The 25696-nt window shown below is 75.8% G+C and carries 23 protein-coding genes; 4 read left to right on the top strand and 19 right to left on the bottom strand.

The annotated features are described in order from the left end of the window. Positions 1-88 precede the first annotated feature (88 nt). Both ACWF41_RS19950 and ACWF41_RS19945 read right to left on the bottom strand, forming a co-directional pair. A complete protein-coding gene (locus tag ACWF41_RS19950) occupies positions 89-898 on the bottom strand; it encodes an ABC transporter permease (RefSeq protein ID WP_380322182.1) in 810 nt (269 codons plus the stop codon). Next, positions 895-1866 (bottom strand): ATP-binding cassette domain-containing protein, encoded by a 972-nt coding sequence (locus ACWF41_RS19945; protein WP_380322185.1) that lies wholly within the window; start codon positions 1864-1866, stop codon positions 895-897. Before ACWF41_RS19945 ends, ACWF41_RS19950 begins: the two co-directional genes overlap by 4 nt. A 148-nt stretch (positions 1867-2014) precedes the next feature. Here ACWF41_RS19945 and ACWF41_RS19940 point away from each other — a divergent pair, with 148 nt between their 5' ends. Beyond that, positions 2015-3076 carry an NAD-dependent epimerase/dehydratase family protein gene (locus ACWF41_RS19940; protein ID WP_380322188.1) on the top strand — a complete coding sequence of 354 codons (1062 nt, stop codon included), beginning with the start codon at positions 2015-2017 and terminating at the stop codon, positions 3074-3076. A 36-nt stretch (positions 3077-3112) separates the two neighbouring features. Here ACWF41_RS19940 and ACWF41_RS19935 read toward each other — a convergent pair whose 3' ends face one another. The 5 genes from ACWF41_RS19935 to ACWF41_RS19915 form a co-directional block, all read right to left on the bottom strand. Next, complete coding sequence (locus ACWF41_RS19935; protein ID WP_380322191.1) at positions 3113-7486, bottom strand: S8 family serine peptidase; 4374 nt, start codon at positions 7484-7486, stop codon at positions 3113-3115. 231 nt (positions 7487-7717) lie between these two features. Then, entirely contained in the window at positions 7718-8161 is a 444-nt protein-coding gene (locus tag ACWF41_RS19930; protein WP_380322195.1) for an OsmC family peroxiredoxin, read from the bottom strand. 108 nt (positions 8162-8269) lie between these two features. Continuing rightward, positions 8270-8962 carry a hypothetical protein gene (locus ACWF41_RS19925; protein WP_380322198.1) on the bottom strand — a complete coding sequence of 231 codons (693 nt, stop codon included), beginning with the start codon at positions 8960-8962 and terminating at the stop codon, positions 8270-8272. Further along, complete coding sequence (locus ACWF41_RS19920) at positions 8959-10536, bottom strand: hypothetical protein (protein ID WP_380322201.1); 1578 nt, start codon at positions 10534-10536, stop codon at positions 8959-8961. The genes ACWF41_RS19925 and ACWF41_RS19920 overlap by 4 nt, the downstream gene beginning before the upstream one ends. 61 nt (positions 10537-10597) lie before the next feature. Continuing rightward, a complete protein-coding gene (locus tag ACWF41_RS19915; protein ID WP_380322204.1) occupies positions 10598-11182 on the bottom strand; it encodes an RNA polymerase sigma factor in 585 nt (194 codons plus the stop codon). 150 nt (positions 11183-11332) lie between these two features. On the opposite strand from ACWF41_RS19915, the gene ACWF41_RS19910 reads away from it, so the two are divergent. Both ACWF41_RS19910 and ACWF41_RS19905 read left to right on the top strand, forming a co-directional pair. Then, positions 11333-13228: a DUF4012 domain-containing protein gene (locus ACWF41_RS19910; protein ID WP_380322207.1), complete on the top strand. Its 1896-nt coding sequence runs from the start codon at positions 11333-11335 to the stop codon at positions 13226-13228. Positions 13229-13368: 140 nt separating this feature from the next. Continuing rightward, the gene (locus ACWF41_RS19905; protein ID WP_380322210.1) at positions 13369-14076 is read left to right on the top strand and encodes an LPXTG cell wall anchor domain-containing protein; all 708 of its coding nucleotides are present in this window, start codon (positions 13369-13371) and stop codon (positions 14074-14076) included. A 53-nt stretch (positions 14077-14129) separates the two neighbouring features. Here the strand turns inward: ACWF41_RS19905 and ACWF41_RS19900 are convergent, their stop codons facing one another. From ACWF41_RS19900 to ACWF41_RS19850, 11 genes are all read right to left on the bottom strand, one after another. After that, positions 14130-15716 (bottom strand): LuxR C-terminal-related transcriptional regulator, encoded by a 1587-nt coding sequence (locus ACWF41_RS19900; protein WP_380322213.1) that lies wholly within the window; start codon positions 15714-15716, stop codon positions 14130-14132. A gap of 96 nt (positions 15717-15812) precedes the next feature. Continuing rightward, on the bottom strand, positions 15813-16238 hold the full coding sequence (gene dtd / locus ACWF41_RS19895) for a D-aminoacyl-tRNA deacylase (RefSeq protein ID WP_380322216.1): 426 nt from the start codon (positions 16236-16238) through the stop codon (positions 15813-15815). After that, on the bottom strand, positions 16235-17278 hold the full coding sequence (locus tag ACWF41_RS19890) for an asparaginase (RefSeq protein WP_380322228.1): 1044 nt from the start codon (positions 17276-17278) through the stop codon (positions 16235-16237). Before ACWF41_RS19890 ends, dtd begins: the two co-directional genes overlap by 4 nt. A gap of 13 nt (positions 17279-17291) precedes the next feature. Next, entirely contained in the window at positions 17292-17636 is a 345-nt protein-coding gene (locus ACWF41_RS19885; RefSeq protein WP_380322219.1) for a DUF2516 family protein, read from the bottom strand. A gap of 9 nt (positions 17637-17645) precedes the next feature. Beyond that, positions 17646-18071, bottom strand: a complete 426-nt coding sequence (locus ACWF41_RS19880) for a type II toxin-antitoxin system VapC family toxin (protein WP_380322222.1) — start codon at positions 18069-18071, stop codon at positions 17646-17648. A gap of 73 nt (positions 18072-18144) precedes the next feature. Beyond that, positions 18145-18444, bottom strand: a complete 300-nt coding sequence (locus ACWF41_RS19875; protein ID WP_380322225.1) for a type II toxin-antitoxin system Phd/YefM family antitoxin — start codon at positions 18442-18444, stop codon at positions 18145-18147. A gap of 292 nt (positions 18445-18736) precedes the next feature. Beyond that, entirely contained in the window at positions 18737-19582 is an 846-nt protein-coding gene (locus tag ACWF41_RS19870) for an ABC transporter permease (protein WP_380316645.1), read from the bottom strand. Then, a complete protein-coding gene (locus ACWF41_RS19865) occupies positions 19579-20637 on the bottom strand; it encodes an ABC transporter ATP-binding protein (protein ID WP_380316648.1) in 1059 nt (352 codons plus the stop codon). Before ACWF41_RS19865 ends, ACWF41_RS19870 begins: the two co-directional genes overlap by 4 nt. Positions 20638-20776: 139 nt before the next feature. After that, positions 20777-21430 (bottom strand): hypothetical protein, encoded by a 654-nt coding sequence (locus tag ACWF41_RS19860; RefSeq protein ID WP_452183122.1) that lies wholly within the window; start codon positions 21428-21430, stop codon positions 20777-20779. Between the two features lie 108 nt (positions 21431-21538). Beyond that, a complete protein-coding gene (locus tag ACWF41_RS19855) occupies positions 21539-21712 on the bottom strand; it encodes a hypothetical protein (RefSeq protein ID WP_452183120.1) in 174 nt (57 codons plus the stop codon). Next, positions 21709-22092, bottom strand: a complete 384-nt coding sequence (locus ACWF41_RS19850) for a PadR family transcriptional regulator (RefSeq protein ID WP_380316768.1) — start codon at positions 22090-22092, stop codon at positions 21709-21711. Before ACWF41_RS19850 ends, ACWF41_RS19855 begins: the two co-directional genes overlap by 4 nt. A 252-nt stretch (positions 22093-22344) precedes the next feature. Here ACWF41_RS19850 and ACWF41_RS19845 point away from each other — a divergent pair, with 252 nt between their 5' ends. Continuing rightward, the gene (locus ACWF41_RS19845; protein WP_380316654.1) at positions 22345-24363 is read left to right on the top strand and encodes an MDR family MFS transporter; all 2019 of its coding nucleotides are present in this window, start codon (positions 22345-22347) and stop codon (positions 24361-24363) included. Positions 24364-24440: 77 nt separating this feature from the next. On the opposite strand, the gene ACWF41_RS19840 is transcribed toward ACWF41_RS19845, so the two are convergent. After that, positions 24441-25673, bottom strand: coding sequence for an FUSC family protein (locus ACWF41_RS19840; protein ID WP_380316657.1), 1233 nt, complete (start codon positions 25671-25673; stop codon positions 24441-24443). Positions 25674-25696: the final 23 nt, after the last annotated feature.

Genomic DNA, 25696 nt, shown 5'->3' with positions numbered 1-25696 from the left:
CGTCGGCGTGTTGGGGGGGGGGTTTTTTCCCCTTTCGTGGGGGAAAGGCCCCCCCCCCACCCCCCGCTCACAGCGTTCGATGGAGCGTTCAGCGGGCGGTCCGACGGCGGTAGAGCACGCTGCCGACGGCGACGCTCAGCGCCAGGAACCCGACGAGCCAGGCGCAGGCGACCAGGATCGTGCCGCCGTCCGGCGTCCCCGACAGCAGGCCGCGCACCGACTCGATGATGGGCGTGAACGGCTGGTGCTCGGCGAAGCCGTGCAGCCAGTCCGGCATGGTGTCCACGGGCACGAAGCCCGAGCTGAGGTACGGCACGAACAGGAAGATGAAGTTCACCGACTGGGACGCCTCCACGCTCAGGACGAGGCCCAGCGCGGTGCTGAGCCACGTGAAGGTGAGCACGGCCAGCACGGCGAGGCCGACGAAGCCGAGCCAGTCCCCCGCCCCGGCGTCCGGCCGGAAGCCGAGCGCGACGGCGACCAGGAGCACCACCGCCGCGGACGCGAGGTTGCGCACGACGCTCGCGAGCACGTGCCCCCACAGCGCCGCCGGTCCGAAGATCGGGAGCGTCTTGAACCGGTCGATCGTGCCGGAGGTCATGTCCTGCGCCACGGCCACGGCCGCCGTCGCCGACCCGAAGCCCAGGCACATGATGAGGACGCCGGGCACGACGTAGTCGATGTACTGCCCGTCCTGCTCGATGGCGCCGCCGAAGATGACGACGAAGACGAGCATGATCATCACCGGCAGCACGAACGCGGTGACGAGGCCGTCGATCGAGCGGAGCGAGCGGCGCGCCTCGCGCCGGGTCATGGTCGCGACGTCGCGCAGGGGCGCGCGCACGGCGCGGGCGCGGCCAGGCGCGGTGTGCGGCGCCGGGGCCAGGGTGGTGGTCATCGCAGGGCCTCCTCGGGGGTGCGGGTCGGGCGGTCGGTGCTGCTGGTCAGGGCGAGGAAGACGTCGTCGAGTGTGGGCTTGACCACGCTCACCCCGGCGACGGCGAGGCCGCTCGCCTCGGCCCGGTCGAGGACGTCGCGGATGGCCCGCACGGGCTCGGGGCTCGGGAACGTCAGGGCGAGCGCCTTCGCGTCCTCCTCGGCCTCGGCGAGGCCCGCGACGCCCAGCCCGCGCGCGGCCGCGAGGCTCGCGGCGTCGTCGAAGGAGACGCGCACGTGGTCGCCCGCGACGAGCGCCTTGAGCTCGGCCGCGGTGCCGCGGGCAGCGATCCGCCCCTCGGCGAGGACCGCGATCGTATCGGCGAGGCGGTCCGCCTCCTCGAGGTACTGCGTGGTGAGCAGGATGGTGGTGCCGTCGGCGGCGAGGCCCCGGACCACGTCCCACAGCTGGGAGCGGGACGCCGGGTCGAGGCCGGTCGTGGGCTCGTCGAGGACGAGGACGGCCGGGTCGGCGACGAGGCTGATGGCGAGGTCGAGCCGGCGGCGCATGCCGCCGGAGTACGTGGCCACCTTGCGGCCCGCGGCCTCGGTGAGGTCGAAGCGCTCGAGGAGCTCCTGGGCGCGGCCTCGCACGACGCGCTTCGGCAGGTGCGCGAGGTCGGCCATCATGACGAGGTTCTCCTCGCCGGTCTGGAACTCGTCGACCGACGCGTACTGGCCGGTCAGCGCGATGCTGCGCCGGACGGCCGCCGGGTCCTTCACGACGTCGGCGCCGGCGATGGTCGCCGCGCCTCCGTCCGGCCGCACCAGCGTGGTGAGGATGTTGACGGTGGTGGTCTTGCCGGCGCCGTTCGGGCCGAGCAGGGCGAAGATCTCGCCGCGCCGGACGTCGAGGTCGACGCCGCGCAGGACGGCGGTGCGTCCGTAGGACTTGCGCAGCCCCCGCACCGCGATCATCGGGTCGTTCATGGCCGTTCCCCTCGGGTCGTCGTGTATGGCGTACACGAGCGTACGGCATACACGCGGTGTTGGCTATACACACGGTGTGCCACGTACGCGATGCGGCGCTTCCGCGGCTGCACGCGCGCCGCCCCGCCCGCGCGGCTACGGTCGGACCGTGCGCGTCGTCGTCGTGGGAGCCAGCGGAAACGTCGGGACCGCCGTGCTGCGAGCACTGGTGCGAGAGCCGGCCGTCACCTCGATCGTCGGCGTCGCCCGACGCGTCCCCCGGGCCGACGGCAGCAGCACCGTCGCCTTCCCGCACACCGCCGCCGAGTGGGTCCGCGTCGACCTCACCGACACGCACGACGCCGTCGTCCGCGGGCTCGACCGTGCCTTCCTCGGGGCGGACGCCGTGATCCACCTCGCCTGGGCATCGCCGTCGGCCCGCGACTCCGCGCAGGCACGGCGCCTCAACCTCGACGGGTCGCGCGCCGTCGCCGACGCCGTCGTGCGGGCGGGGGTGCGGCACCTGGTGCTCGGCTCGACGTCCGGCGTGTACTCCCCCGGCCCCGAGGACGGCAGCCCGGTCGCCGAGGACTGGCCGCGGCGCGGGGTGCCGACGTCCTCGTACTCGGTGCAGAAGGTCGCCGTGGAGCGGATGCTCGACGGGTACGCGGAGGCCTACCCGCAGCTGGTCGTGACCCGGGTGCGCCCGGCGCTGATGCTGCAGCGCGAGGCCGGCGCCGAGCTGGGCCGCTACTTCCTCGGGCCGCTCGGCACCCGCGCGCTGCGGCTCGCCGCCAAGCGGGCCCCCGAGGGCGCGCTCCTGCCCGCCGTCCCCGCGCCCGACGGGCTGCGCCTGCAGGTGATGCACACCGACGACGCCGCCGACGCCTACCGTGCCGTCGTCGTCGGGCGCCACCCCGGGGCGTTCAACCTCGCGCCCGAGGGCTGGCTCACGGGCGACGACCTGGCCGAGGTGCTCGCCGGCGGCCGCAAGGTGGCCGTCTCCCCGGACACCGCGCGGACCGGCCTGTCCGTCGCGTCCCGGCTGCACCTCGCCCCGATCGACGTGGGCTGGTACGACATGGCCCGGGCCGACGTCGTCCTCGACGCGACCCGCGCCCGCGAGCTGTTGCACTGGGCACCCGCGCACGACCCGCGCGACGTGCTGCGCGAGACCGTGGAGGGCGTCATCGCCGGGACCGGCGCGGGCTCGCCGCCCCTGCTCGGCTGAGCGGGGGAAGCGAGCCCGGCCGGCCAGGCGGTCAGGTCACGGCAGCTCGGGCAGGTCGAGCAGAGCCACGCCGGACCCGGAGCCCATGTAGCCGTAGACCAGCACCTTCGAGCCGTGGACGGCCCACGCGTCGACGGCGTAGACCGTCCGCTGGTCGACCGTGTGCGCGAGGTCGAAGAGGTGCCCGTGCGCGTCCCACACCACCGGCGTCTGCACCTCCGGCGTCGTCTGGGCGAGGCCCAGCACCAGGCCGGTGTCGGAGATCTGCAGGGCCGTGCCGTCGAACCCGAGGTCGGGCAGGCGGCGCAGCCCGTCCTCCGCCGTCCAGACGAACGCGTCGTGGCCGGAGCGCCCGACGACGTCGCCGTCGGCGTTGATGCCCTGCGCGACGGCGTCCCACATCCCCGGCAGGACGCCGAGGTCCTCGATCTCCCCGGCGGGCGTCCAGCGCACGGCGTGCGGGATCCCGTCCTTCCCCAACGACGAGCCGACGACGTAGCCCGCGTCGTTCAGCGCGAGCGCCTGCGTCGCACGGTGGTCGTCGCTCAGGTGCGGCAGCGTCCGGAACCCGGAGCCGTCGGTCCACACCCACGGGTCGAGGGTCCGCTGCTGGACGCCGTCGACCATGGCGTCGTCGACGGAGACCCCGACCACCTGGACGCCGTGCTCGCTCGTCGCGTCGTTCAGGCCGTACGCGTAGGTCTGGTCGTAGGGCCGTGCGTCGGGGACGCCGATGTCGACGAGTGTGCCGTCGGCGCGCCACAGCGCCGCCAGGAGGGTGCCGTCCTTGCGCATCACTTGCCCGGACGCGTCGCCCGCCTCGTTGATGCCGTAGGCCGAGCCCATCTTCCCGTCCGGGCCGACGTCGAGGGGCGTGAACCCGCCCTCGGCCGTCCACAGGCCGGGCGTGGTGAGCCAGTTGACCTGGTCGTCGCCGGCCACGACGCCCTTGCCGTTCATGTCGGCGCCGACGAACGGCTGGTCGGTGTCCAGCACCTCGGCCTGCGGGGTGCGCACGGCGGCGACGCGCACCCGCGCGCTGCCGACGATCCCGCCCGCGTCGTTCACCAGCGGCACGGCGCCCACGAGGGCGCGCGTCCCGAACGGGTGGGCGACCGCGGTCACGTCGACGTCGAGGCCCAGCGTGTCCCCCGGGGCCAGGGTGCGCGGGGCGTCGTCGGCCACGGTGACGGACCCGAGCGACGGGGAGAACAGGTCCTCCACGTAGTCGAAGTCGACCGACCCGCCGGGCACGGACGTGCCCGAGACCACGACGACGTACGAGCCCGGCATCGGATCGCGCAGCGTGATGTGCTCGGCCGCCGACCCGACCTCCTGCCCGCGGGCCACGATCTGGCCGGTGGCCATGTGCGCGACCAGCACGTCCAGGTCGGCGTCGGCCAGCGGCGTGAGCGTGAAGTCGAGCAGCGTCGCGTCGCGCGGCACGTCGACGCGGTTCTGCGAGACCTCGCCCTCGGCGATCGTGCCGCGCAGCTTGACCGTGCGGCCCAGCGCGCCCGCGGCGGGCTTCGCCTCGACGGTCCCCCACGCGTTCGTGGCGGTGACGTCGACGCGCTGCGGCTTCTGCACGTCGAGCGCGTCGATCTGCACCTCGGCCGGCTCGACGTCGACGCCCTGGAGCGTCGCCGTCACGCGGTACGACGGCGAGGGGACGGCGGCGGCGCGCGACGCCTCGACGACCAGCTCCCAGACGCCCGCTCGCGGCCGCTCGTAGGAGTGGCGCGAGGGGTCGCAGTCGTCGGTCGCCGTGTAGCACGCGGCGGGCCCGTCGATCGGAAGCCCGACGGGGTCGAACGCCCGCACGCGGACGCCCTGCGCCGGGGACCCGTCGGCCGCGGTGAGCGCGACCTGGAGGTTCTGCACGCCGTCGGGCACGGCGACGAAGACGGACTCGGCGCCGCCGCGCGGCACCGCGCCCTTCGCGGTCACGGCGCGCGCGGGAGCCTCGGCGACCTTCGTGGCGACCACGGTCAGCGGCACGACCCGGTCGACGCCGGGCGTGCTCGGGTCGTCGACCCGCAGCAGCGCCGAGTGCAGCCCCGCGGTGCGCGGGTGGGCCGTCACGGCGACCGTCTGCGCCTCGTCGCGGCCCAGCCGCACGGAGGCGGGGACCGAGAACGTCCCGTCGTCGCCGACGAGCGAGAGCCGGTGCAGCACGGGACGCGCCGCGCCCGTCGTGCGGGTCAGCTTCACGTCGTAGGACGTCGTCGCGCCCGGGGCGAGGCCGCCGCCGTCCTCGGGCAGGCAGCGGTCGTGCACGCCCGCGCCGACGCCCGGCGTGGTCAGGACGTCGGAGAGCGCGGTGCACACCCGCGCCTGCACGGTGTAGCCAGCCCGCTCGGGCCGGGCGGCGCCGTCCACCAGGAGCTGCTTCCAGGCCGCGGGGACGTCCACGACGCCCGCGCCCTGCGCGGCCACCTGGACGCCGTCGATGAGGTCCGCGGTGTCGGTGACGGCGCTGCGCACCCCCGCCGACGTCACGTCGATCCCGCGGGCCTTCGCCGCGGACCGCAGCAGGGCCACGTCGCCCGCGACCTGCGGCGACGCCATCGACGTGCCGTTCAGCATCCCGTAGCCCGCGGGCAGGTCGTAGCCGACGCCCGGCACCGCCCCGCCGTCGAGCCAGGTGGGGATGGACGCCACCGCGGCGCCCGGGGCGCTCACGGTGGGCTTGAGCGAGCCGTCCTCCGACGGGCCGCGCGAGGAGAACGGGAACAGGCCCAGGTCGGTGGGCACGCGCGAGCCGTAGTTCGCGAACCACGTGTCGTCGCTGACCGACGCCGCGACGCTGATGACGCCGTCGCCCGTCGACGGCGGCGACACGGTGTTGAGGCCGGGACCGTCGTTGCCGGCCGCGGCGACGATGTCGACGTCGTAGGTGTCCACCAGCTCGTCGTAGAGGCGCGCGATGGCGCTCGAGCCGTCGTTGAGCGGCACGAGGCCGCCGAGGGAGACGTTCACGACGTCGACGTCGTGCTCGACGACGAGGTCGATCATGCCCTCGGTGAGCGCGACGGCGGTGCAGCCGCCGTTCCACGTGCAGGCGCGGGCCGAGACGATCTGCGCGCCCGGCGCGGCGCCGCGCATCGCGCCGCCCAGCACCCCGTTGCCGGCGGCGATGCCGGCCACGTGCGTGCCGTGCTCGCCGGCGACGACGCCGAGGTTGACGTAGTCGGCCACCTTGCCGACGTTGGCGCCGCCCAGCGGCGACAGGTCGACGTCCTCGCGGTACTCGACCGTGAACGGCATCGACTCGACGACGTCCGTGTCCGGGTCGTCGGTGCCGAGGTAGCCGACCTGGCCGTCGACGTCGAACGGCAGCATCGGCGTCTCCTCCGCCAGGTCGCCGTCGCCGTCGGTGTCCACGCGGACCTCGTGCGTCTCGGGGTCGTAGAGCATGGCGATACGGTCGGTCGTGTCGCCGTCACGGTTGAGGTCGCCGGCGGCGTCGGCCCGCGCGGAGGACGACTCCAGCGGCCCCGCGATCCTGAAGGTGCCCGCGGGCGCCGTGTACTTCACGCCCGCGTAGGTGAACGACGGCCCGGTGACCTTCGTCGTCATGCGCTGCCACGTCGCGTCGTTGTCGATGACGGGGTCGGTGGCCGCGAACGAGTCGAGGATCTTCGGCTTGCCGTCGGTGGTGGTCTGCAGCGCGGGGTGCGCGAGGTCGACGCCGGTGTCGAGGACACCGATCACGGTGCCGCGGCCGTCCCACGTCGGGTTCGCGTCGGTGAACGAGACCGCCCCCGTCTCCTCGACCGGGAGGTAGGGGTTGTCGGCGGGGGTGTCCTTCGTCGGCGCGGCGGGGGTGTCCGCGGCCGCGCGCGACGTCGCGGCGCCGGCGTCCGACCCGACGGGAGTCGGGTCGGGGACCTGGAGCTGCCGGTCGAGGTCGACGGCGAGGACGTCGCCGCGGGCTGCGAGCGCCGGCACCTCGTCCGTCGGCACGGTGGCGCGGACGTAGCCCAGGTCGGCCTCGGTCCGCCCGACGGCGCCGCCGGCGTCCTCGACGGCGTCCTCGACGGCGGGGGCACGGTCGGCACGCACGGCCAGGAGCACCGTGACGGTCTTCTCGTCGGACGCCTGCGCCTCGCTGAGCAGCTGCTGGTCGGCGTCGCCGAGCTTGGCGTCGAGCGCCGCGGCGTCGTCGCCCTCGACGACGGGGGTGAACCCGTCGTCGCCGCCCGTCGTGTACGGGTCGTCGGGGGTGTTCTCGCCGACGAGGCTCTGTGCGGCCTCCTGCGGGGAGACGAGCGCGTCGTCATCGGCGGCGAGGGCTGCCGGCTGGGCGAGTCCGGTGACGGCGAGCGCCGCTGCCGTCAGGACGACGGCGGCTCGCCTGGCGCGTGCTGGCCCGGTGGGCGGCACGCGGCGGTACGTGGGTTTCATCGGGGCTCCGTGTCTGAAGGGTCCCTGGGTGCAGGGGTCCCTCCGCACGCTCCCGGTGCGCCGTCGACCCGGTCAACGGCACCGTGCGGCGGATCTGTGCCACGGCGCGATCTCGCCAGCCCTCCCGGCCCGGAGACGCATCGAGCGTGCTGACCGGGTCCCCCACCCGAGGGTGTGAGGAACAGGTCAGCACGCTCGATGCGGGCGCGGGGCCTGACTACAACAGCACGGTCAGCCGGTGAAGGTGACGTCCAGCGTGATCTCGCCGACGCCGGCGAGCGCCTTGGAGACCGGGCACCCGGCCTTGGCGGCCTCGGCGGCCGCGCGGTAGGCGTCGGCGTCGAGGCCCGCCGCGGAGCCGACCACCGTGAGCGCGATCGTCGAGATCTCGAGACCGCCGCCCGCGGCCGGGGTCAGCGAGACGTCGGCGGTCACGTCGGTCTGCCCGGGCGTGCCGCCCGCGTTCGCGACCTCCAGCGAGAACGCCATCGCGAAGCAGGAGGAGTGCGCGGCCGCGATGAGCTCCTCCGGGCTGGTGACGCCCTCGGCGGCGTCCGCCGTGCGGCGGGGGAAGGAGACGTCGAACGTGCCGACGCCGGAGCTCGCGAGCTCCACCCGGCCGGAGCCCTGCAGGATGTCGCCGTTCCAGGCGGTGCGTGCGGTGCGGGTGGACATGGGAGTTCTCCTTCGTGCTCCGGGACAGGTCACGACGACCGTAACCCGCACCCGCCCCGGACGACAGCGACCTCCCAGGTGGTGGCGGTCACGTCCGACGGGTCGGGCTCAGCCGTAGTCCTCGCGCTCGACCGGACGGGTCGCGCGGAGCACGGCGGCGAGGTCGGCGGCCGACCGGCCCGCCATCGCGTCCTCGAACGAGCGCTCCGGGTCGCCCTCGGGCACCACCCTCGGCGCGGCGCGGACCACGCCCTCGAGCTCGCCGACGCCGATCGTGCCGTCGTCGTAGGGCAGGAGCGCGTCCGTGCCGAGCCAGGCCCAGTGCGCGGGGGTCGGCGTCGTCGGGTCGGGCACCGCGGGGCGCCACACGAGCGCGACGACGTAGGTGTGGCCCCGCTCCATCCGCGGGGTGTCCTCGACCGCCCACGGCGTGCGGTCGCCGTCACGGTCGAGGGAACCCGCCGCCTCCATCGAGAACCGGTCGGGGGGCGCGCGGTGGCGCGGGTCGGCGGAGCTCCACAGCCGCTCGTCCACCCGCAGCGCCACCTCGCGCTCCACGTACCGCTCGCCCGCGGGGTTGCCGTCCTCCCTCGACCGCGCCCTCTCCGCCTCGTCGACGACGGTCACGACGACGACGTGGTCGGCGTAGGTCACCCAGTCGACGGCCGCCGACGTCGGGAACGACTCCTCCGCCATGGCGACCACGACGCCGGGGGACGCCCCGACCTCTCCCGGGGGCGCGCAGCCCGCGAGCGCCCCCAGGATGACGGCGGCCGCGGTCGACGCACGGCGCGGACTCATCGGGATGCCGAGAAGTCCGTCGCGACATCGGCGACGGCGAGCACGGACCAGGCGTTGCCGTCGGCGTCGGAGAGCTCGTACGCGGGCACGAGGGCGACGGCGCCGTCGGCCTGTGTCTGCAGCGCCAGGCCGAGGCGGGCGCCGATGATCTCCACGTCGGACACGGGCCAGTCGACCTTGTCGCCGGCCGCCGGGGGCGCGGGCGGCGCGGTGGGCTCGGTCGGTTCCTCGGGCTCGGCGTAGTCCGGCTCCGCGGCGTACACGACGGGCCACGCGGAGCCCGCGAACCGCGGGTCGCCGAGCCGGTCGACGGCCTCGGCGGGGCTGATCACCGGGTACTCCCCCAGGTCGGCGGTGGTGGCGAGGAAGCCGTCCAGCCAGGCGACGCCGTCCGGGCCCACGGTCGCGCTCCACTGCGCGCCGGTGCGGGAGCCGCCCACCACCTGGAAGGCGGTGACCCAGCGGCCCGGCTCGTCGTCGGTCTGCTTCGCCACCTCGATCTCGAAGCCGGCCGGGTCGACGCCGAGGCGGGTCATGACGTCCGTCAGGGCCCGGCGGGCGGCCGCGTCCCCCACCGGATCCTTGCCCCCGTCGGCGCACCCGTCACCGTCGTCGCCGGCCGACGTGTCGCCGTCCTCGGTCGTGCGGGCGACGTCCCCGCACCGCCACGGGTCGGCGTCGGGGTCGTTGTAGGAGAAGGTGGCGCTGCCGTCGACCGACAGCCAGATCGAGGGCCCCTCGCCGTCGCGCGGCCCGGCCGCCCACGACCCGTACTCCCAGCGTGGCTGCCCGTCGACGCCCAGCGCGTCCGCGAGCCGCGCGGCGCCGTCGCGGGTCGCGACGTCGGTCGCGTCGAAGGCGTACGCCTCCGCGGTGCCCCCGGTGGTGGACAGGCGGTCGCCGTGGAAGGTCGCGCGGCCGGAGTCGTACCAGCTCGGCAACGCGGCGGTGTCGGCCGCGGACGCGCCCGCGCCGTCGTCCGCCGCGCCCAGCGACGCGCCCCCGGACCTCGGGCCCGCCGCGCCCTGCTCGGACGCCCCGGCCCGCGCGCCGGCACTCTGGTCCCCCGACCCGCCTTGCGCGCCGCCGCCCAGCACGACCGGCGCGTCCGCGGTGCTCGCGGCCTCGGAGTCGACGCTGCTGCTCGCACCCCCGGACTCGTCAGCGGCCCCCCCGGCCGCGAACGCGCCGCCGCCCAGCAGGTACCCGCCCCCACCCACGACGGCGAACGCCGCCACGGCCGCGACGGCCAGCCACGGCCTCCGACGACGGCGCGCGGCGAGCGCGTCGACCGCGACCTCGTCGACCGCGACCTCGTCCCGGCCCGCGGTGCCGGCGGCGCCCGGGACCGCGGTGGGGCCGTCCTCCGCCAGCCGCGCGTCGACGCTCGCGCGCAGCCCGGCGGGCGTCCCGACGCCTGCCGCCGGGTCCGCCGCCCGGAGCCGGTCGAACGCCGCGTCGCCCGTCCCGTCGGGTGCGCCCGGCGTCGGCCCCTGCGTCTCGTCGGTGCCCTCGTCGTGGCCCTCGTCGTGGCCCTCGTCGTGGCCCTCGTCGTGGCCCTCGTCCCGGCTCATGCTGCCCTCCCGGCGTCGCGGCCCGTCGTCGCGGCGGGCGTCGTGCACCCCGTCTGTGTCGTCATCGCGCACCCGCTTGCGCGGCCTCGCCGCCGTCGTCCCCGGGCGCGGCGACGGACTCCGCGTCGCCCTCCGCGTCCCACGCCGCGCGCAGCCGCGACCGCGCGCGGGACAGCGCCGCGTCCGCCCCGCCGCGTGACACCCCCAGCACCTGGGCGAGCCCCTCGCCGTCGACGCCGTCCCACGCGACCAGCAGGAGGATGCGGCGGTCACGGGGCGACAGCCGGCCGAGCACGGCACGCACGTGGTCGTCGTCGAGCGCCAGCGCGGCGGGGTCGACGTCGTCGGGAACCTCCGGCACGAGGGCGACCGGGATGGGGCGCGCCTTGCGCCGGTGGTTGGCGAGGACGAAGCCGGCCGTCCGGTAGAGCCAGGGCAGCTCCGCGCCGCGAGGCACGTCGTCGCGCCGGCGCCACGCGGTGGCGAGGACGTCGGCGGCGAGGTCCTCGGCGTCCGCCCCGCCGGCCGGCAGGCGCCGCACCAGGTAGCGGTGCACCGCCCCGGCGTGCGCCTCGAACAGCGCGTCGAACCACGCCGCGTCGCCTCCCGCCGGCGCGTCGTGGCGCACGGTCTCGTCCGGGTCCACCGGGCCTCCTGCGGTCCTGGGGCACGCGTCGGCGCGAGCCTCCCCTCGCCGCGACTGTGTCGTCGTGACCACGAGCCTTGCACCCGCGGGCGCGGACATCACCCGCAGATTCATCCCTCCGCCCGGGCCGGGGGGACCTACCGTGCCGACATGACCGTCGACACCGGCCAGGCGCCCACCGCGGCCGACCCCCGCACCCCGGCGCCCCGCCCACGCCGGCGGGTCGGCCGGTGGGTGGCGCTCGGTGTGCTCGTGGCCCTGCTCCTGGTGGTCGCGTGCGCCCTCCTGCTGGTGCGCGACGCGCTGGCGACGCGCACCGCGCTGACGCGCGCGGCCGCGCAGGTCCCGGTCGTCTCGGCGGAGCTGCGCGCCGGCGTCCGCGCGGAGGGCGACGGCGCCTCGCCCGCGCCCCTGGCCTCCTCCCCCGCGCTCGCGGAGCTGCGGCGCCAGACGACGGTCGCCCGCGAGTCCACCGACGGGCCGCTGTGGTGGCTGGCGGCCCGGGCGCCCGTCATCGGCCCGTCGGCGTCGGCCGCCGCCGACGTGGCCGTCGTGCTCGACGACGTCACCGACGACGTCCTGCCCGCCCTCGCCGACCTGGCAGACGCGGTCCCCGCCACGACCCGCACGCCCGACGGCGGCCTCGACCTGGCCCCGCTCCGGGGAGCGGCGCCCGGCATGGCCGCGGCCCAGCGGTCGGTGGACGCGTCGCTCGCGCGGCTCGACGCCGTCGACCCCGAGAGCCTGCTGCCGCAGCTGACGGGCCCGGTCGCGACCCTGCGCGACCAGGTGGACGACCTCGCCGCCGTCGTCGCCACCGGTGACCGCGCCGCCTCGCTCGCCCCCGCGATGCTCGGCGCGGACGGACCGCGCACCTACCTGATGCTCAGCATGAGCTCCGCCGAGCTCCGGGCGGGCGGCGGGATCCCCGGCGCGCTCCTCCTGCTGCGCGTCGACCAGGGGCGCACGACCGTGGTGCGCCAGGTGGCCGCCGCCGACTTCCCGTCCTTCCGCGAGCCGGTGCTGCCGCTGTCCGCCGACGACGACGCCGCGTACACGGGCCGCCTCGGCATGTTCGTGCAGGACGTGACCGCGACGCCCGACTTCCCCACGACGGCGACGCTGGCGGCGGCGATGTGGGCCCGCAACGAGGGCGAGAGGGTCGACGGCGTGCTCGCGACCGACCCGGTGGCGCTGTCGTTCCTGCTCGCCGAGACGGGTCCCGTGCGCGTGAAGCTGTCGGCGCCGGTCGCCGCGGAGGTCGGCCGGGACAGCGTGGAGCTCACGGCCGAGAACGTCGTCGACGTGCTGCTGCGCCGTGTGTACGACGTCCTCGACCCGGCGACGGCCGACCAGTTCTACGCCGAGACGGCGGCGGCCGTCCTCGCGCGCTCCACGGCGGAGGACGTCGGCCCGGGGGCGCTGCTGACCGCGCTGCAGCACGCCGCGGGCGAGCACCGGCTGCGCGTCTGGTCCGCCCACGACGACGAGGAGGCGCGGCTGACCGGCACGCTGGTCGCGGGGTCGTACGCCGCCGCGCCGCGCGCCGCGGACGCCGTGGGCGTGTTCCTCACGGACCACGTGTCGGGGAAGATGTCGGCCTACCTGGACTCCGCGCTGCGGGTCGTGGGCTCGGAGTGCACGGCCGCGGTCCGGGTGGACACGCTGGAGCTCGACCTCGCGTCGACCGCGCCGGAGGACGCCGCGACCGCGCTCCCCGCCTACGTCGCCGGGATCCCCGGCCGGGCGCGCCCGCCGGGCACCCTGAGCCTCGGGGTGACGGTCGCCGGCCCGCGCGACGGCGGGGCGCCGCGCGTGGAGCGGGACGGCAGCGCCGTCGGCGGCGACGCCCGCACGACGCACGGCCGCGCCACCCAGTCCGTCACCGTCTCCCTCGCCCCGGGCGAGGGGACCACCCTGCGCCTCACCGTGCCGGCGGCGCCGGAGCGCGCCGGCGGCACCCCTGCCGGCCGCCTCGAGGTGTGGTCCACGCCGACTCTGACGAGCGGCGGCCTGCTCGACGTCGAGGCGCCTGTCTGCGACTGATGCCGCGGGCTCGCGAGGAGCGGGTGAATGCGCCTCCTGCCAGCGGTTTCACCCGGGTGAGGCAGGGTCCGGCGAGGCGCCGCGCGGCTAGCGTGAACGACCGAGGAAGCCCCCTTGCGAGCACCGCCCGAGGAGTCGAGATGGCCCACGCACGCTCCGCCGGTATCGCCGTCGCCTTGCTCCTAGGTGCCGGCGCCGCCCTCACCGCCACGCCCGCGGTCGCGGCCACGGACCCGAGCCCCAGCCCGAGCAGCACGGACTACGCGCCGCCCGAGGTCCCGACGCTCACGGCGCAGATCTTCGAGCCCGTGTGCGACGGCGACGTCCCGTACCTGCGCTACGCGGTGACCGCGACGGGCACGCCGAACACCACGGTGACGATCACGTGGCTCAACCCGGACGGCGACGACGTGGTCCAGGCCGACCTGCCGATGAGCGGCCGCGTCCTGTGGCCGGGCGCCGTCGTGGACTCCGCCGGCAACCCCGTCGACTGGCCGGGCTGGCGCCTGGAGAACGGCGTCTGGGTGGAGGGCGACGAGTTCGACTGGGTGCGCCCGTCCGTCGACGTGAAGCTGCAGGTCAACCCCGAGCTGACGCTGACGGCCGCCTACCCGCCGTCGTCGCCGAGCTGCGCGACCAACCCGCCCGGCGCCACCCCGACGCCGACGCCCGGCTCCACCGTCCCCGGTGCCGTGCCGCCGGAGGCCGCCCCGCCGGTCACGCCGACGTCCAGCTTCCTGCCGCAGACCGGCGCAGGCGTCGCGGGCCTGGTCGCCGCGGCCGCCGCCCTGGTCGCCGCGGGCGGGATCGCCGTCGCCGCCGCCCGGCGCCGCCGTACCGAGCACTGACCATCTGCCCTCGGGCCGGCGTCCCCGCAGGTCACCGGGCCGGGCTTCGCAGGTCAGGACGCCCGCCGGTGCGCGACGACGGTCAGCTCGCCGCGCGAGCTCACGCCCACCTTCCGGAAGACGCGCCCCAGGTGGACCTCGACGGTGCGCACCGAGACGCAGAGCCGGTCGGCCACCTGCTTGTTGGCGAGCCCGTCGGCCACGAGCCGCGCGACGTCGAGCTCCCGCGCGGTGAGCACGCCGGCCCAGTCGTCCCAGACGCCCGCGCCTCCCCCGCCCCGCCCGCCCGTCCCGCGACAGGTCCGGACGGCGCTGACCACGAGCGACGGTACGGCGTCGGGGCGGACGCACCCGACGGCACGCGCGGCGTCGACGGTGGCCGCGGCCGGCTCGGGGCCCACCGCGCGCAGCCCGGCGGCGACCGTGTCCGCGCCGGCGCAGCGGGCCACCTCGGCGGCCAGCCCGCCGGCCACGTGGCCGAGCGGCAGGCGGCCGGCGGCGTCCTCGAGGACGCGCGCGGCCTGCGTGGTGTCGCCGCTGCGCACCAGCAGCAGCGCCTGCGCGGCGCGCAGGTGCGCCTCCGCGAGCGGCGTGAGCGCGTCGGCCTGCGACCAGGCGCCCGGGTCCCCCGCGGGCACGGCCGTCACGACGGCGCGGGCCAGCACCTGGTCGGCGCCCTGCGGGTCCCGGTCGAGGCGCGCGAGGGCCTCGACGACCGCCACCACCGCGGCCCGGTCCGCGGCCGAGACGACGGCGCGGGCGACCGGAACGACGGTGCGCGCCAACCGGACGCCCGCCGGGTCCTCGGCCCGGGCGCCGGGGCCCGTCCCGGCGAGGGCCTGGACGGCGGCGGTCGCCCGCTCGGCGTCCGCCTGCACGGCGGCGACGCCGGTGCTCGCGACCCGGTCGAGCCAGCCTGCGGCGTCGTGCAGGTGCCCGGCGAGCAGCGCCGCCCGGCCGGCGACGAGGAACGCCCGCGCCCGCACGGCGCCCGTGCCGTGGCTCGCCGCCTCCCGGGCGACGGCGTGGGCCAGGACGGCGTTGCCCTGGGCGAGCCGCCGCTCGGCGAGCCGTACGAGGCCCTCGGCGAGGGCCGGGTCCCCGGCCAGGGTGGCGAGCGCATCGTGCCAGCGGGCGGCGCCCTTCTCCCCCGCCCGCTCGAGCTCGGCGGCCAGGGCCGCGTGCACCGCGGTGCGCTCGGTGAGGTCGGCGTCCTCGTGCACGACGGCGCGGACGCGGGGGTCGGCCACGCGGTAGCGGCCGTCGGCGAGCCGCAGGTGCTCGGCGAGCGGCGGGCCGAGGAGCCGGTCCACGTCGGCGCCGGTGGCGCCGAGGAGCACGTCAACCCGGTCCACGACCAGCACGCTCGCGGCGAGCAGCACGGCCCGGTCCTCGGCGTCCAGGGTGCCGGTGCCGAGGAGCGTCCTGGCGCGGACGGCGGGGGTCACGGGGAGCGGGTCGGGCAGCGACTCCGTCCCGGCGAGCTGCCACGGGGTGAGCAGGGCGAGCGTCTGGGCGAGCGCGTCCGCGTCCCCGCCGACCAACGTCGCCACCCGACGCACGACCTGCGGCGCGACGGGCCGCGCACGGACCGGGGAGGAGGAGTGCCAGGGCGTGGCGCCGTCCCGGATCGAGGTCATCGTCGGCCTCCCGTCTCGTGCCGAGCGTCGGTGCTCGGCGGCGGCGACCTGAGGAATTCACCCCCGACCTGCGCATATACGCAGGTCAGGAATTTGTCAGGTCTCCACCAATATAGTCACGGGGCCGTCGTTCACCAGCTCGACGTCCATATCCGCGCCGAACCGTCCGGTCGCGACCTCGAGTCCCCGGGCGCGCAGGTCGGCGACGACGGCGTCCACCAGCGGCTCCGCGACCGGGCCGGGGGCCGCCGCGTTCCACGTGGGCCGGCGGCCCTTGCGGGCGTCGCCGTAGAGGGTGAACTGGCTGACCACGAGCACGGGAGCCCCCGCGTCGAGGGCCGAGCGCTCGTCACGCAGGATGCGTAGCTCGGCGATCTTGCGGGCGACGGTCGCCACCTCGGCGGCGCCGTCGTCGTGCGTCACGCCGACGAGGGCGAGGAGGCCCGGCCGGTCGATCGCGCCCACGACCTCGCCGTCCACCGTGACGCTGGCGCGCGTCACGCGCTGCAGGACCGCCCTCACGCGCCGGCCGCCCCGAACGCCGGGCGCACGGCACCCACCGGGGCGCCGCCGCCGAGCACGGGCGTCGTCCCGACGGCGTCCAGCGCGGCCAGGTCGGCGCCCGGGACGGCAGCCGCCCCCGCGGCACGCACCGCCGCGGCGAGGATCGCCGGGCGCGGCCGGTCGCCGCCGTCGAGGATCTTGAACGCGACGGCGGACCCGTCGGGCAGGCCCGCCGCGCACACGCCGTCGGCCCCGATCTTCGCGATCGTGCCCGGCACGGCGGTCATGACCAGGGTGTCCTCGCGCCCGCGGCCCGCGACCATCTCCGGGTGCCGGGCCATCGCGCGCGCGATCCGGCCAGGGTCCCCGCCGTCGCTCGACCGGCCGGCCGCCGCGAGCCGGCCGAACGACCGCGCCAGCCCCCGCACGCTCGTCGAGAACAGGGGCGCGCCGCAGCCGTCGGTGGTGACGTGCGGGTCGTCGTCTCCCGTGAGCTCGACGACCGCGGCACGGACCGCCCGCTGCAGCGGGTGCTCCGCGTCGAGGTACGTCTCCGTGTCCCAGCCGGCGGCGACGCAGGTCGCGAGCATGGCGGCGTGCTTGCCCGAGCAGTTCTGCGCGATCCGCTCCGGGCCGCGTCCCGCCTGCAGCCAGGCCAGGGACTCGGCGCGGCCGAGCGGCAGGTCCGGAGTGTTGCGCAGGGCCGACTCGTCCAGGCCGGCGCCCGCGAGGATCTCACGCGCCCCTTCCAGGTGCTCGGGCGCGCCGCTGTGGCTGGCGGCCGCCAGCGCGAGGAGCCGGTCCGGCAGGTCGAGGCCGGAGCGCACCATGGCGAGCGCCTGCAGCGGCTTCACCGACGAGCGCGGCCAGATCGTCGTGGCCGCGTCGCCCAGCTCGAGCCGCACACCCCCGTCCGGGCCCAGCACCACGAGGTGCCCCAGGTGCACCGACTCCACCAGGTCGCCGCGCACCACCTCGGCGAGCGGCACCGCGCCGACGGCCACGGGAGCCACTGGCGCCACGGGAGCCGAAGGACGGGCGTCGCCGGGCGTCGTCATCTCGTCCGCCACGTCACCATCCGCCCGTCGGACCCTGCGGGCGACGCCCCCCGCCGGTCCCGTACGACTGGATCTTGGGGCGCACGTCCACCCAGTAGATGATCGCGGGGGTCGTGGCGATGACGTTGAAGAAGGAGCCCGCCGTCATGAGCATCGGCGGCAGCCCGAACAGGCCGATCAGCGCCGCGACGCCGAGGATGAGCAGCCAGATGTTCTTGGTCAGCTTCCCCTCGGACACGTACGCGCGGGCGGGGCGGCGGGCGGCGTCGACGAAGGCGACGAGCTGCACCACGAACACCACGACCGCGAGCGCGATCAGCAGGAAGTACTGGAGGGACCCGATGGCGGCGGAGATCACCCGCCGAGCCTACGGGAGCACGCGCATCCGGCGGGAGCGTGCGGCCCCGGCGACGTGCTCGTCCCAGGCGGCGACGACGGTGTCGTCGTGGGCGACGGCGAGCGCGCTCGCCACGTGCAGGGCGTCGGCCGCGCGCAGCGGCACGGGGCACGACGCGAGCAGCTCGGCGGCCCGGGCCGAGATCTCGGGCGTGACCTCGAGGGTGTGCAGGCCGGCGCTCAGCTCGTCCCAGGTCGCGTCGCCGCGGCGGCGCGCCAGCGGGTCGAGCACGCCGGCCCGCTCTCCGGCCGCGAGCGCCGCCCGCACCTCCGCGTCGGCGATGCGCGAGCTGACGACGACGTCGGCCCGGTTCCACAGCGCGCTCGCGAGCCCGGAGCCGGACTCGTGGACGCACAGCTTCACCAACGCGCTGGCGTCGAAGTAGACGAGTGCCATCCTGCTCCGTCCGGTCGTCGGGTGCGGCGTCGTGCGGTGGTCATGGTGCGGTGGTGCGGTGGTGCGCCGCGGGTCAGCGCCGGATGCGGCGCACCAGGTCGGACATGCGCGACGCGGGGCGGGCGGCGGGCCGCGCGGACGGCCGGGCGACGGCCGCGGCCTCGCCGTCGGGCACCGCGTGCACGGGCCGCTCCGTCGCGGCGGGGGTGAGCAGGCCGTCGCGCACGAGGTCGGCGACGAGGTCCGCGGTCTGCACCCCCGACAGCCGGGCGACCGGCACCCCGCGCTCGGTGATGACGACCTCCTCGCCCGCACGAGCCTTCTCGATCCACGACTTCAGCTCGGCGCGCAGCGCGCTGACGGAGACCTCCATGACCGACGACCGTACCGTCCCGACCCGCCCGCCGAACAGGCACCCGGTCGCCGAGCAGGCAGTTGACACCCTTATCGCCCCTCGCGGGGTGCGATAAGGGTGTCAACTGCCTGCTCGGCGGTCTGCCGGGGACAGGAGCGGAGCGGGGGGACGGGCCGTGCGGAGCGTGGGGCGGGGGTGTTCGTGTCGCGAGGCTGGCCGGGCCTGGCGGGAGCCGCGAGGGACGAGCGGCGGATGGTGCGCCTCGCGACACGAACACCCCCGCCCCACGCGGTCCCGCCCGCACGACCCGTCAGATGGCCCGTCGATAGGCACGAAAGGCGAGCGACGCCAGCCCACCCATGACGGCGACGGCCGCGGCGAGGAGGCCGAGGTGCAGCCACACGGTGCCGGGGTCGGCGAAGCCCTGCAGGGCGTCGCGGGCCACGACGACGGCCCAGTCGAACGGGTTGACCTTCGCGGCGGTGGCGATCCAGTCGGGCGCGAGGGACGGGTCCATCACGGCCGACGACAGGAACATCAGCGGGATGGTGAGCAGCTGGGAGACGCCGATGAGTGCCTCCTGCTGCCGGGTGAGCAGGGCGACCGCGCCGGAGAGCGCGGCGAACAGGCAGCTCAGCAGGGCGACGGCGACGAGCATGACGAGCACGCCCGCCCAGCCACCGGGGAACCGTGCGCCGCCGAGCCATGCCACGCCCACGACCACCAGCGCCTGGGCGCACGCGAGCAGCGCGTACCAGGCCATCGTGGCGGACAGCAGGGCGCCGCGGCTGGTGGGCGACGCGAGGAAGCGGTCCATGACGCCGCGGTCCATGTCCTGCACGAACGTGGTGCCCGCCCAGGCCGCGCCGCCCATCGCGGTCATCATGACGACGCCGGGCGTGAGGTACTCGAGGTAGCTGACGTCCGCGCCGCCGGCGAAGCCGGGGATCTCGATGACGGACCGGAACAGCTGCCCGAACAGCAGCAGCCAGATCATCGGCTGCAGCAGGTTCATCACCATGAAGACGGGGATGCGCATGCCCTGCCGGGCCTGCCGGGCGGTGAGCAGCCGCGCCTGCGTGAGCGCGCCGGTACGGCGGGGCGCGGGGCGCCGGGCGGGGCGCGCCGCGGTCGGGTCGATCGTCGTGGTGCTCATGCCGCCACCTCCGTGGTCTCGGCGCCGGCGCGCTCGCCGGCGGTCCCGGCCGCCCGGTTGGCGGCCTCCAGGCTGCGGCCGGTGTGCCGCAGGTAGACGTCGTCGAGGGTGGGCCTCGACAGCCCCGCCGCGCGGACGCCCAGGCCCGCGGCGTCGAGCGCCGCGAGCAGCGCCGGGAGGGCGGTGGCGCCCGCGTCGGCGCGCGCCCGCAGCGTGCGCCCTTCGGTGGCGACGTCGACGACGCCGGGCACGCGCGCGGCCACCGGCGCGGCGGCGGTGGCGGCCGCGGCGCCGTCGAGCTCGACGGTGACGCCGTCGCCGCGCAGCTCGTCCTTGAGGGCGTCGGGGGTGCCGGCGGTGACGACGCGGCCGGCGTCCACGATGACGACCTGGTCGGCGAGCCGGTCGGCCTCGTCCAGGTAGTGCGTGGTGAGCAGGATCGTCATGCCGTCGCCGGCCGCCATGCGCTCGATCTCGGCCCACATCGCGGCGCGCGCCTCGGGGTCGAGCCCGGTGGTGGGCTCGTCGAGGAACAGCACCTGCGGCCGGTGCACGAGGCCGACAGCGACGTCGAGCTTGCGCGCCATCCCGCCGGACCAGGTCTTCACGAGGCGGTCGGCGGCGTGCGCGACGCCGAACCGCTCGAGCAGCTCGTCGGCGCGCGACCGGGCCTCGCCGGCCCGCAGGCCCTGGAGCCGGCCGGCCAGGACGAGGTTCTCGCGCCCGGTGCCCATGGGATCGGTCACGGGGCGCTGGGCGACGTACCCGATGGACCGCCGGACGGCGGCCGGGTCGCGCACGACGTCGTGGCCCGCGACGCGCGCGGTCCCGCCGTCCGGGGCGGAGAGCGTCGCGAGGATCTTCACGGTGGTGGACTTGCCGGCGCCGTTGGGGCCGAGCAGGCCGAGCACGCTGCCGGGCGCGGCGGTGAGGTCGAGGCCGTCGAGCGCGCGCACGCTGCGCGCGCCTCGTCCGCCGGCTCGGCCGGGGCCATAGGTCTTGGTCAGCCCGGCGACGTCGATCGCCGGGGCCGACCCCTGCGGGGTCGTGGACATGTTTCCTCCTTGCGGGTCTACCCGCGGTCGGAGGGTCCGGCGCACGCCCTAGGGTGGGAGTGCGTCTCGTGGTGCGGTCGTGCACCGGACCCGAGCCACCGGTCCCGGGCGATGGCAGTCGCCCGGGACCGTTCTTGTGTCACTTCTTCTGCTGCTCGCCGACGGTCGTGAAGAGCATCCGGGCGAGGATCAGCATCATCACCGCGAGGGCGACGACGAAGGTCAGCCAGGACCAGGCCCAGCCGACGGTGAGGCCGAGGACGACGAACACGACGAACGCCACCAGCCAGATGACGACCGTGTAGACGCCGAACCGCGCGGCGGCGGCCGGGTCGTGCTCGAAGCGGTCGTAGTGGTGCCCGGTGGCGTGCGCCCGGGCGACGTCCCGCACCCACGCCTTCTTCCGGTTGGTCTGCGTGACGCCGAGCAGGGTGAACAGGGTGCCGCCGACGACGAACCCGGCGCCCGCGACCACGTACATCCAGGCGTCGAACACGCCGAGCACGGTGAACAGCGCCAGGAGCAGCGCGAGGACCGTGAGCCCGGTGGCGAGGTAGTAGCCACCGGCGCGGCGGGACGGCATCGGGTGGTTCGTGGTGGTCTCCTGCGACAGCGAGAGCCCCACGACGAACCCGGCCGCGCTGGCCGCCGTCAGCAGCAGCGCGGCGTACGCGATCCCCGGCAGGCCGAAGGCGAAGGCGCCGGCCGCCGCCAGGCCCGCGAAGGCGAGCGCGGCGACGAGCACGACCGACGCGAGCACGACGCCGAGCACGAAGCGGGGCTTCGGGCGCACGCGCTGCTGCTGGGCGACGGCGAACGCCTCCTGCAGCGGGGTGCGCGGCTCGCCGCCGGTCTGCGCGGCGACTTCTTCTTGCTCCTTGGAGACGGTTGCGGGGATGTTTCAGATTTCGTGGAAGGCGGGGCGGTTGCCCTTGCTGGGGGTGGCTCTGCCGTCTGGCAGCTCGGCGGCGCGCGCCTCGAGGTTCGCCCGGATCTCCTCCTTGAGGTCCTGGACCTCGGGGGACGGCTCGACGCCGGCGAAAGCGTCGTCGAGGAGGCGGTGGACGGTGGTCATCGCGGGGTGTCCTTGTCTGTGCGGTCCGTGCGGAGGAGGGAGTCGATGACGTCCCGCGTGGCGACCCACGCGGCGACGTTGCGCCGGTAGACGGCGCGGCCGGCGTCGGTGATCCGGTAGTACTTGCGGCGCCCGCCCTGGGACTCGTCGCCCCAGTAGGCCTCGACCAGCCCGTCCTTGGTCAGGCGGCGGTACGTCGCGTAGAGCGTGGCCTCCTTGATCTCGTGCGCGCCGCCCGTGGCGTCGCGGATCGTCTTGTAGATCTCGAAGCCGTAGCGGTCCCCGCGGCGGAGCGTCGCGAGCACGATCGTGTCGGTGTGGCCACGCAGCAGGTCGGCGGAGAACGCGTCGTCCGCCGTCGAAGGTTCGTCTCGCTGCATCACGACAAGTACTGTATCTCATCAACTACTCGACGACAACAGGTGCTGCACGTGCACCACTTCGCCGAGGTAGTCCCCCTCCCGCCGAGGTAGTCCCCTCCTCGCCGAGGTGGTCCGCGTCCCGCCGACGTAGTCCCGATCCCGCTGAGGTAGTTCGCCGCGCCGTCCGCCGTAGACCGTGCGAGCCTGCGAAGCGGGACGCAAGCTCCACCGCGCGGACGCCGTCGTCCGCCCGAGCCGAGAGGGCAACCGATGGCCGCTCCGAACGCACCGACCGCCGAGCCGCAGGCCCTGCCCCAGCGCCGGGTCCTGGCGATCTTCGGCGGACTCATGCTCGCCATGCTGCTCGCCGCGCTCGACCAGACCATCGTCGCGACGGCGCTGCCCACCATCGTCTCGGACCTGGGCGGCGCGGAGCACCTGTCCTGGGTCGTGACGGCCTACATGCTCGCCAGCACCGCCACCACCGTGCTCTGGGGCAAGCTCGGCGACCTGTACGGGCGCAAGGCACTGTTCATCGCGTGCATCGTCATCTTCCTGGTCGGCTCGATCCTGTCCGGCACGTCGCAGACGATGGGCCAGCTCATCGCGTGGCGCGCCGTGCAGGGCGTCGGCGGCGGCGGGCTCATGGTGCTGTCGCAGGCGATCATCGGCGACGTCGTCCCGCCCCGGGAGCGCGGCAAGTACCAGGGCTTCTTCGGCGCCGTGTTCGGCGTCTCCTCCGTCGCGGGGCCGCTGCTGGGCGGATTCTTCGTGGACAACCTCGACTGGCGCTGGGTGTTCTACATCAACATCCCCATCGGGATCGTCGCCCTGCTCGTCGTCGCGTCCGTCCTGCCCCACATCGAGGCGGGCAAGAAGCCGCGCATCGACTACGCGGGCATCATCCTGCTCGCCACGGTCTCGACGGCGATCGTGCTCGTCACGAGCCTCGGCGGCACCACCTGGGCGTGGGACTCGGTCGCCGTCTGGGCCATGATCGCGGCGGCCGTGCTCGGGGTGGTCGCGTTCGTCGTCGTCGAGCGCCGCGCCCCCGAGCCGGTGCTGCCGCTGCACCTGTTCCGCAGCAAGGTGTTCACGGTCTCGGCGATCGTCGGGTTCGTCGTCGGGTTCGCGATGTTCGGCGCGATCACGTACCTGCCCCTGTACCTGCAGACCGTCAAGGGCTCCACGCCCACCGAGTCCGGCCTCGAGATGACGCCGATGATGCTCGGGATGCTGATCACCTCGATCGGGTCGGGGCAGCTCATCTCGCGCACCGGCCGGTACAAGGTGTACCCGATCCTGGGGACGGCGATCACGTCGTGCGGGCTCTACCTGCTGTCCCTCATGGGCCGGGACACGTCCACGCTCCAGGCGGGCCTGAGCATGTTCGTGCTCGGCGCGGGCCTCGGCATGGTGACGCAGGTGCTGGTCATCGCGGTGCAGAACGCGGTCGCCTACAAGGACCTCGGGACGGCGACGTCCGGCGCCACCTACTTCCGGACCATCGGCTCGTCGGTCGGCGTCGCCGTCTTCGGCACCGTCTTCGCCAACCGGCTCGCGGACGAGCTGGTCACCGGCGTGCCCCCGACCGCCCAGGGACCGTGCGGGCCGCAGTCGCTCGCGGCGTCCACCCAGACCCTCGCCCAGTGCCCGCCCGAGGTGCAGAGCTGGTTCCTCGACGCGTATGCGACGTCGTTGCACGTCGTCTTCCTGTGGGCCGTGCCCGTGGCCGTCCTGGCGTTCCTGCTCACGTGGCTGCTCCCCGAGGTCGAGCTCCGCAGCGCCACCCGCGGCGCCGGGCCGGGCAGCACCGGGCAGGCGGCCGGCGACACCTTCGCGGTGGGCTCGGCCCGCACCTCCCTCGACGAGCTGCGGCTCATCCTCTGGCGGCGCGTCGGCAAGCTCGACCCGCTCAAGGTGTACGAGACGATCGCGCGCGACGACGACCTCTCCGCCGAGGAGGCGTGGATGGTCACCCGCGTCTCCCTCAAGCGGAAGCGGTCCGTGCGGCTCATGGCCGAGCGCACCGAGGTCTCGCCCGAGACCGTGCTCGGCGTCGCGCGGTCGCTCGAGGCACGCGGGCTGGTCGAGGTGGACGGCGACGCGGTCCTGGCCACGCCCGACGGCGACGCCGTCGCCGAGTCGATCCGCGAGGCCGAACGACGCCGGCTGCGGCGGTACGTCGCCGAGTGGCCCGGCGGCGACCAGCCCGAGGTCGACGACCTCGTGGAGGAGCTCGCGCACCAGCTCCTCGCGGACGACACCGACGTCGTCGAGACGCGCTGAGCCGAACTACCTCAGCGCGGCTCGAACTACCACGGCGGGGCTCGAACTACCTCGGCGCGGACCGGACTACCTCGCGGTCACATCTCCGGGAGCGTCGCGCGCGCGACGTCGGGCGTCATGCCCGCGGCCTCGAGCACGTCGACGAGCGGCGAGCGCAGCAGCAGCACCAGGGACTGCACCTGCCAGTACCCCTCCCCCAGGGTGCGCGGGTCGGCGTCGGCGGCGACCTCGGCCAGCACCCGGCGGGCGTCGGCCGGGTCGTCGCCCGCGCCGAGCGCGCTCGCCAGCAGCCGCACGCCGTGGGCGAACCGCACCACCAGGTCCGCGACCGGGTCGGCCACCGGGTCGACCTGCGGCGGCGGCGGGAGGGTCCCTGAGAGCGACGCCGCGGCCACGCGGTGGTCCCCGACGTCGTCCTCCAGCACGCCGAGCGACCGCAGCGCGGCGGGCGTGCGGCGCGCGAGCACCCGCACGCTGCGCATGGCGCGGTCCACGAGCACCGCCTGCGCCGAGAGCCGGGTGATGTCGGCGCGCACCAGCCGGTTGACGCTCACCCGCGCGATGTCGTCGGAGGTGCGGGCCACGTCCTGCCAGTCCTCGAGCACCTTCTCGGCGGCTCGCCCCCGCACCAGCGCGGCGGCGAGCTCGTCCGGGTCGCCGTCGCGCAGCCCGCGGGCGACGGACTCCAGCGTCAGGGCCAGCTCGCGCGTGGCCTCCTGAGCCAGCGCGCGGAGGCGGCGGCGCGGGTCGCCGGGCGTGAGCAGCGCGACGAGCAGGGCGACGCCGCCGCCCACGAGGGCGTCGGTCCACCGCCCGAAGGCGCCGTTCGTGGCCACCGACGCGGGCAGGCCCACGACGACGCCGGCCTGCACCCCCGCCTGGATCGTCACGAGCGGGCCGCGGTCGATGAACCGGGCGATCGTGGCCGAGACGGCCATGACCAGGGCGATCTGCCACCAGCCGGACCCGATGAGGTGCACCATGACATCGCCCAGGCCGACGCCGAGGGCGACGCCCGCCGCGACCTCCGCGACCTTGCGCAGGTCGCGGTCGAAGCTGAAGCCGAGGCACACCCACGCGGCGACGGCGGCGAAGAACGGCTGCGTGTGGCCCAGCACCACGGTCGCGAGGCCGTAGGCGACACCGGCCGCGAGCGCGGCCTGCACGATCGGCCAGAAGGCGACCCGGACCCGTGAGATGCCCTGGCGGAACCGGATCCGCCGGGGCAGGGTGCGCAGGGCCGCGCGCGCCGCGGCCCCGGCGCGCCGGGACACCGGCGTGCCGCCCTCGCCCCCCGCGGCCGCGCTCACGCCGGCCCCGGCACCCCGGGTGT

The organism is Isoptericola sp. NPDC055063 (genome assembly GCF_053608125.1).
The sequence above is the reverse complement of the archived record's forward strand: the minus strand, read 5'-3'. Positions and strand labels throughout refer to the sequence as shown.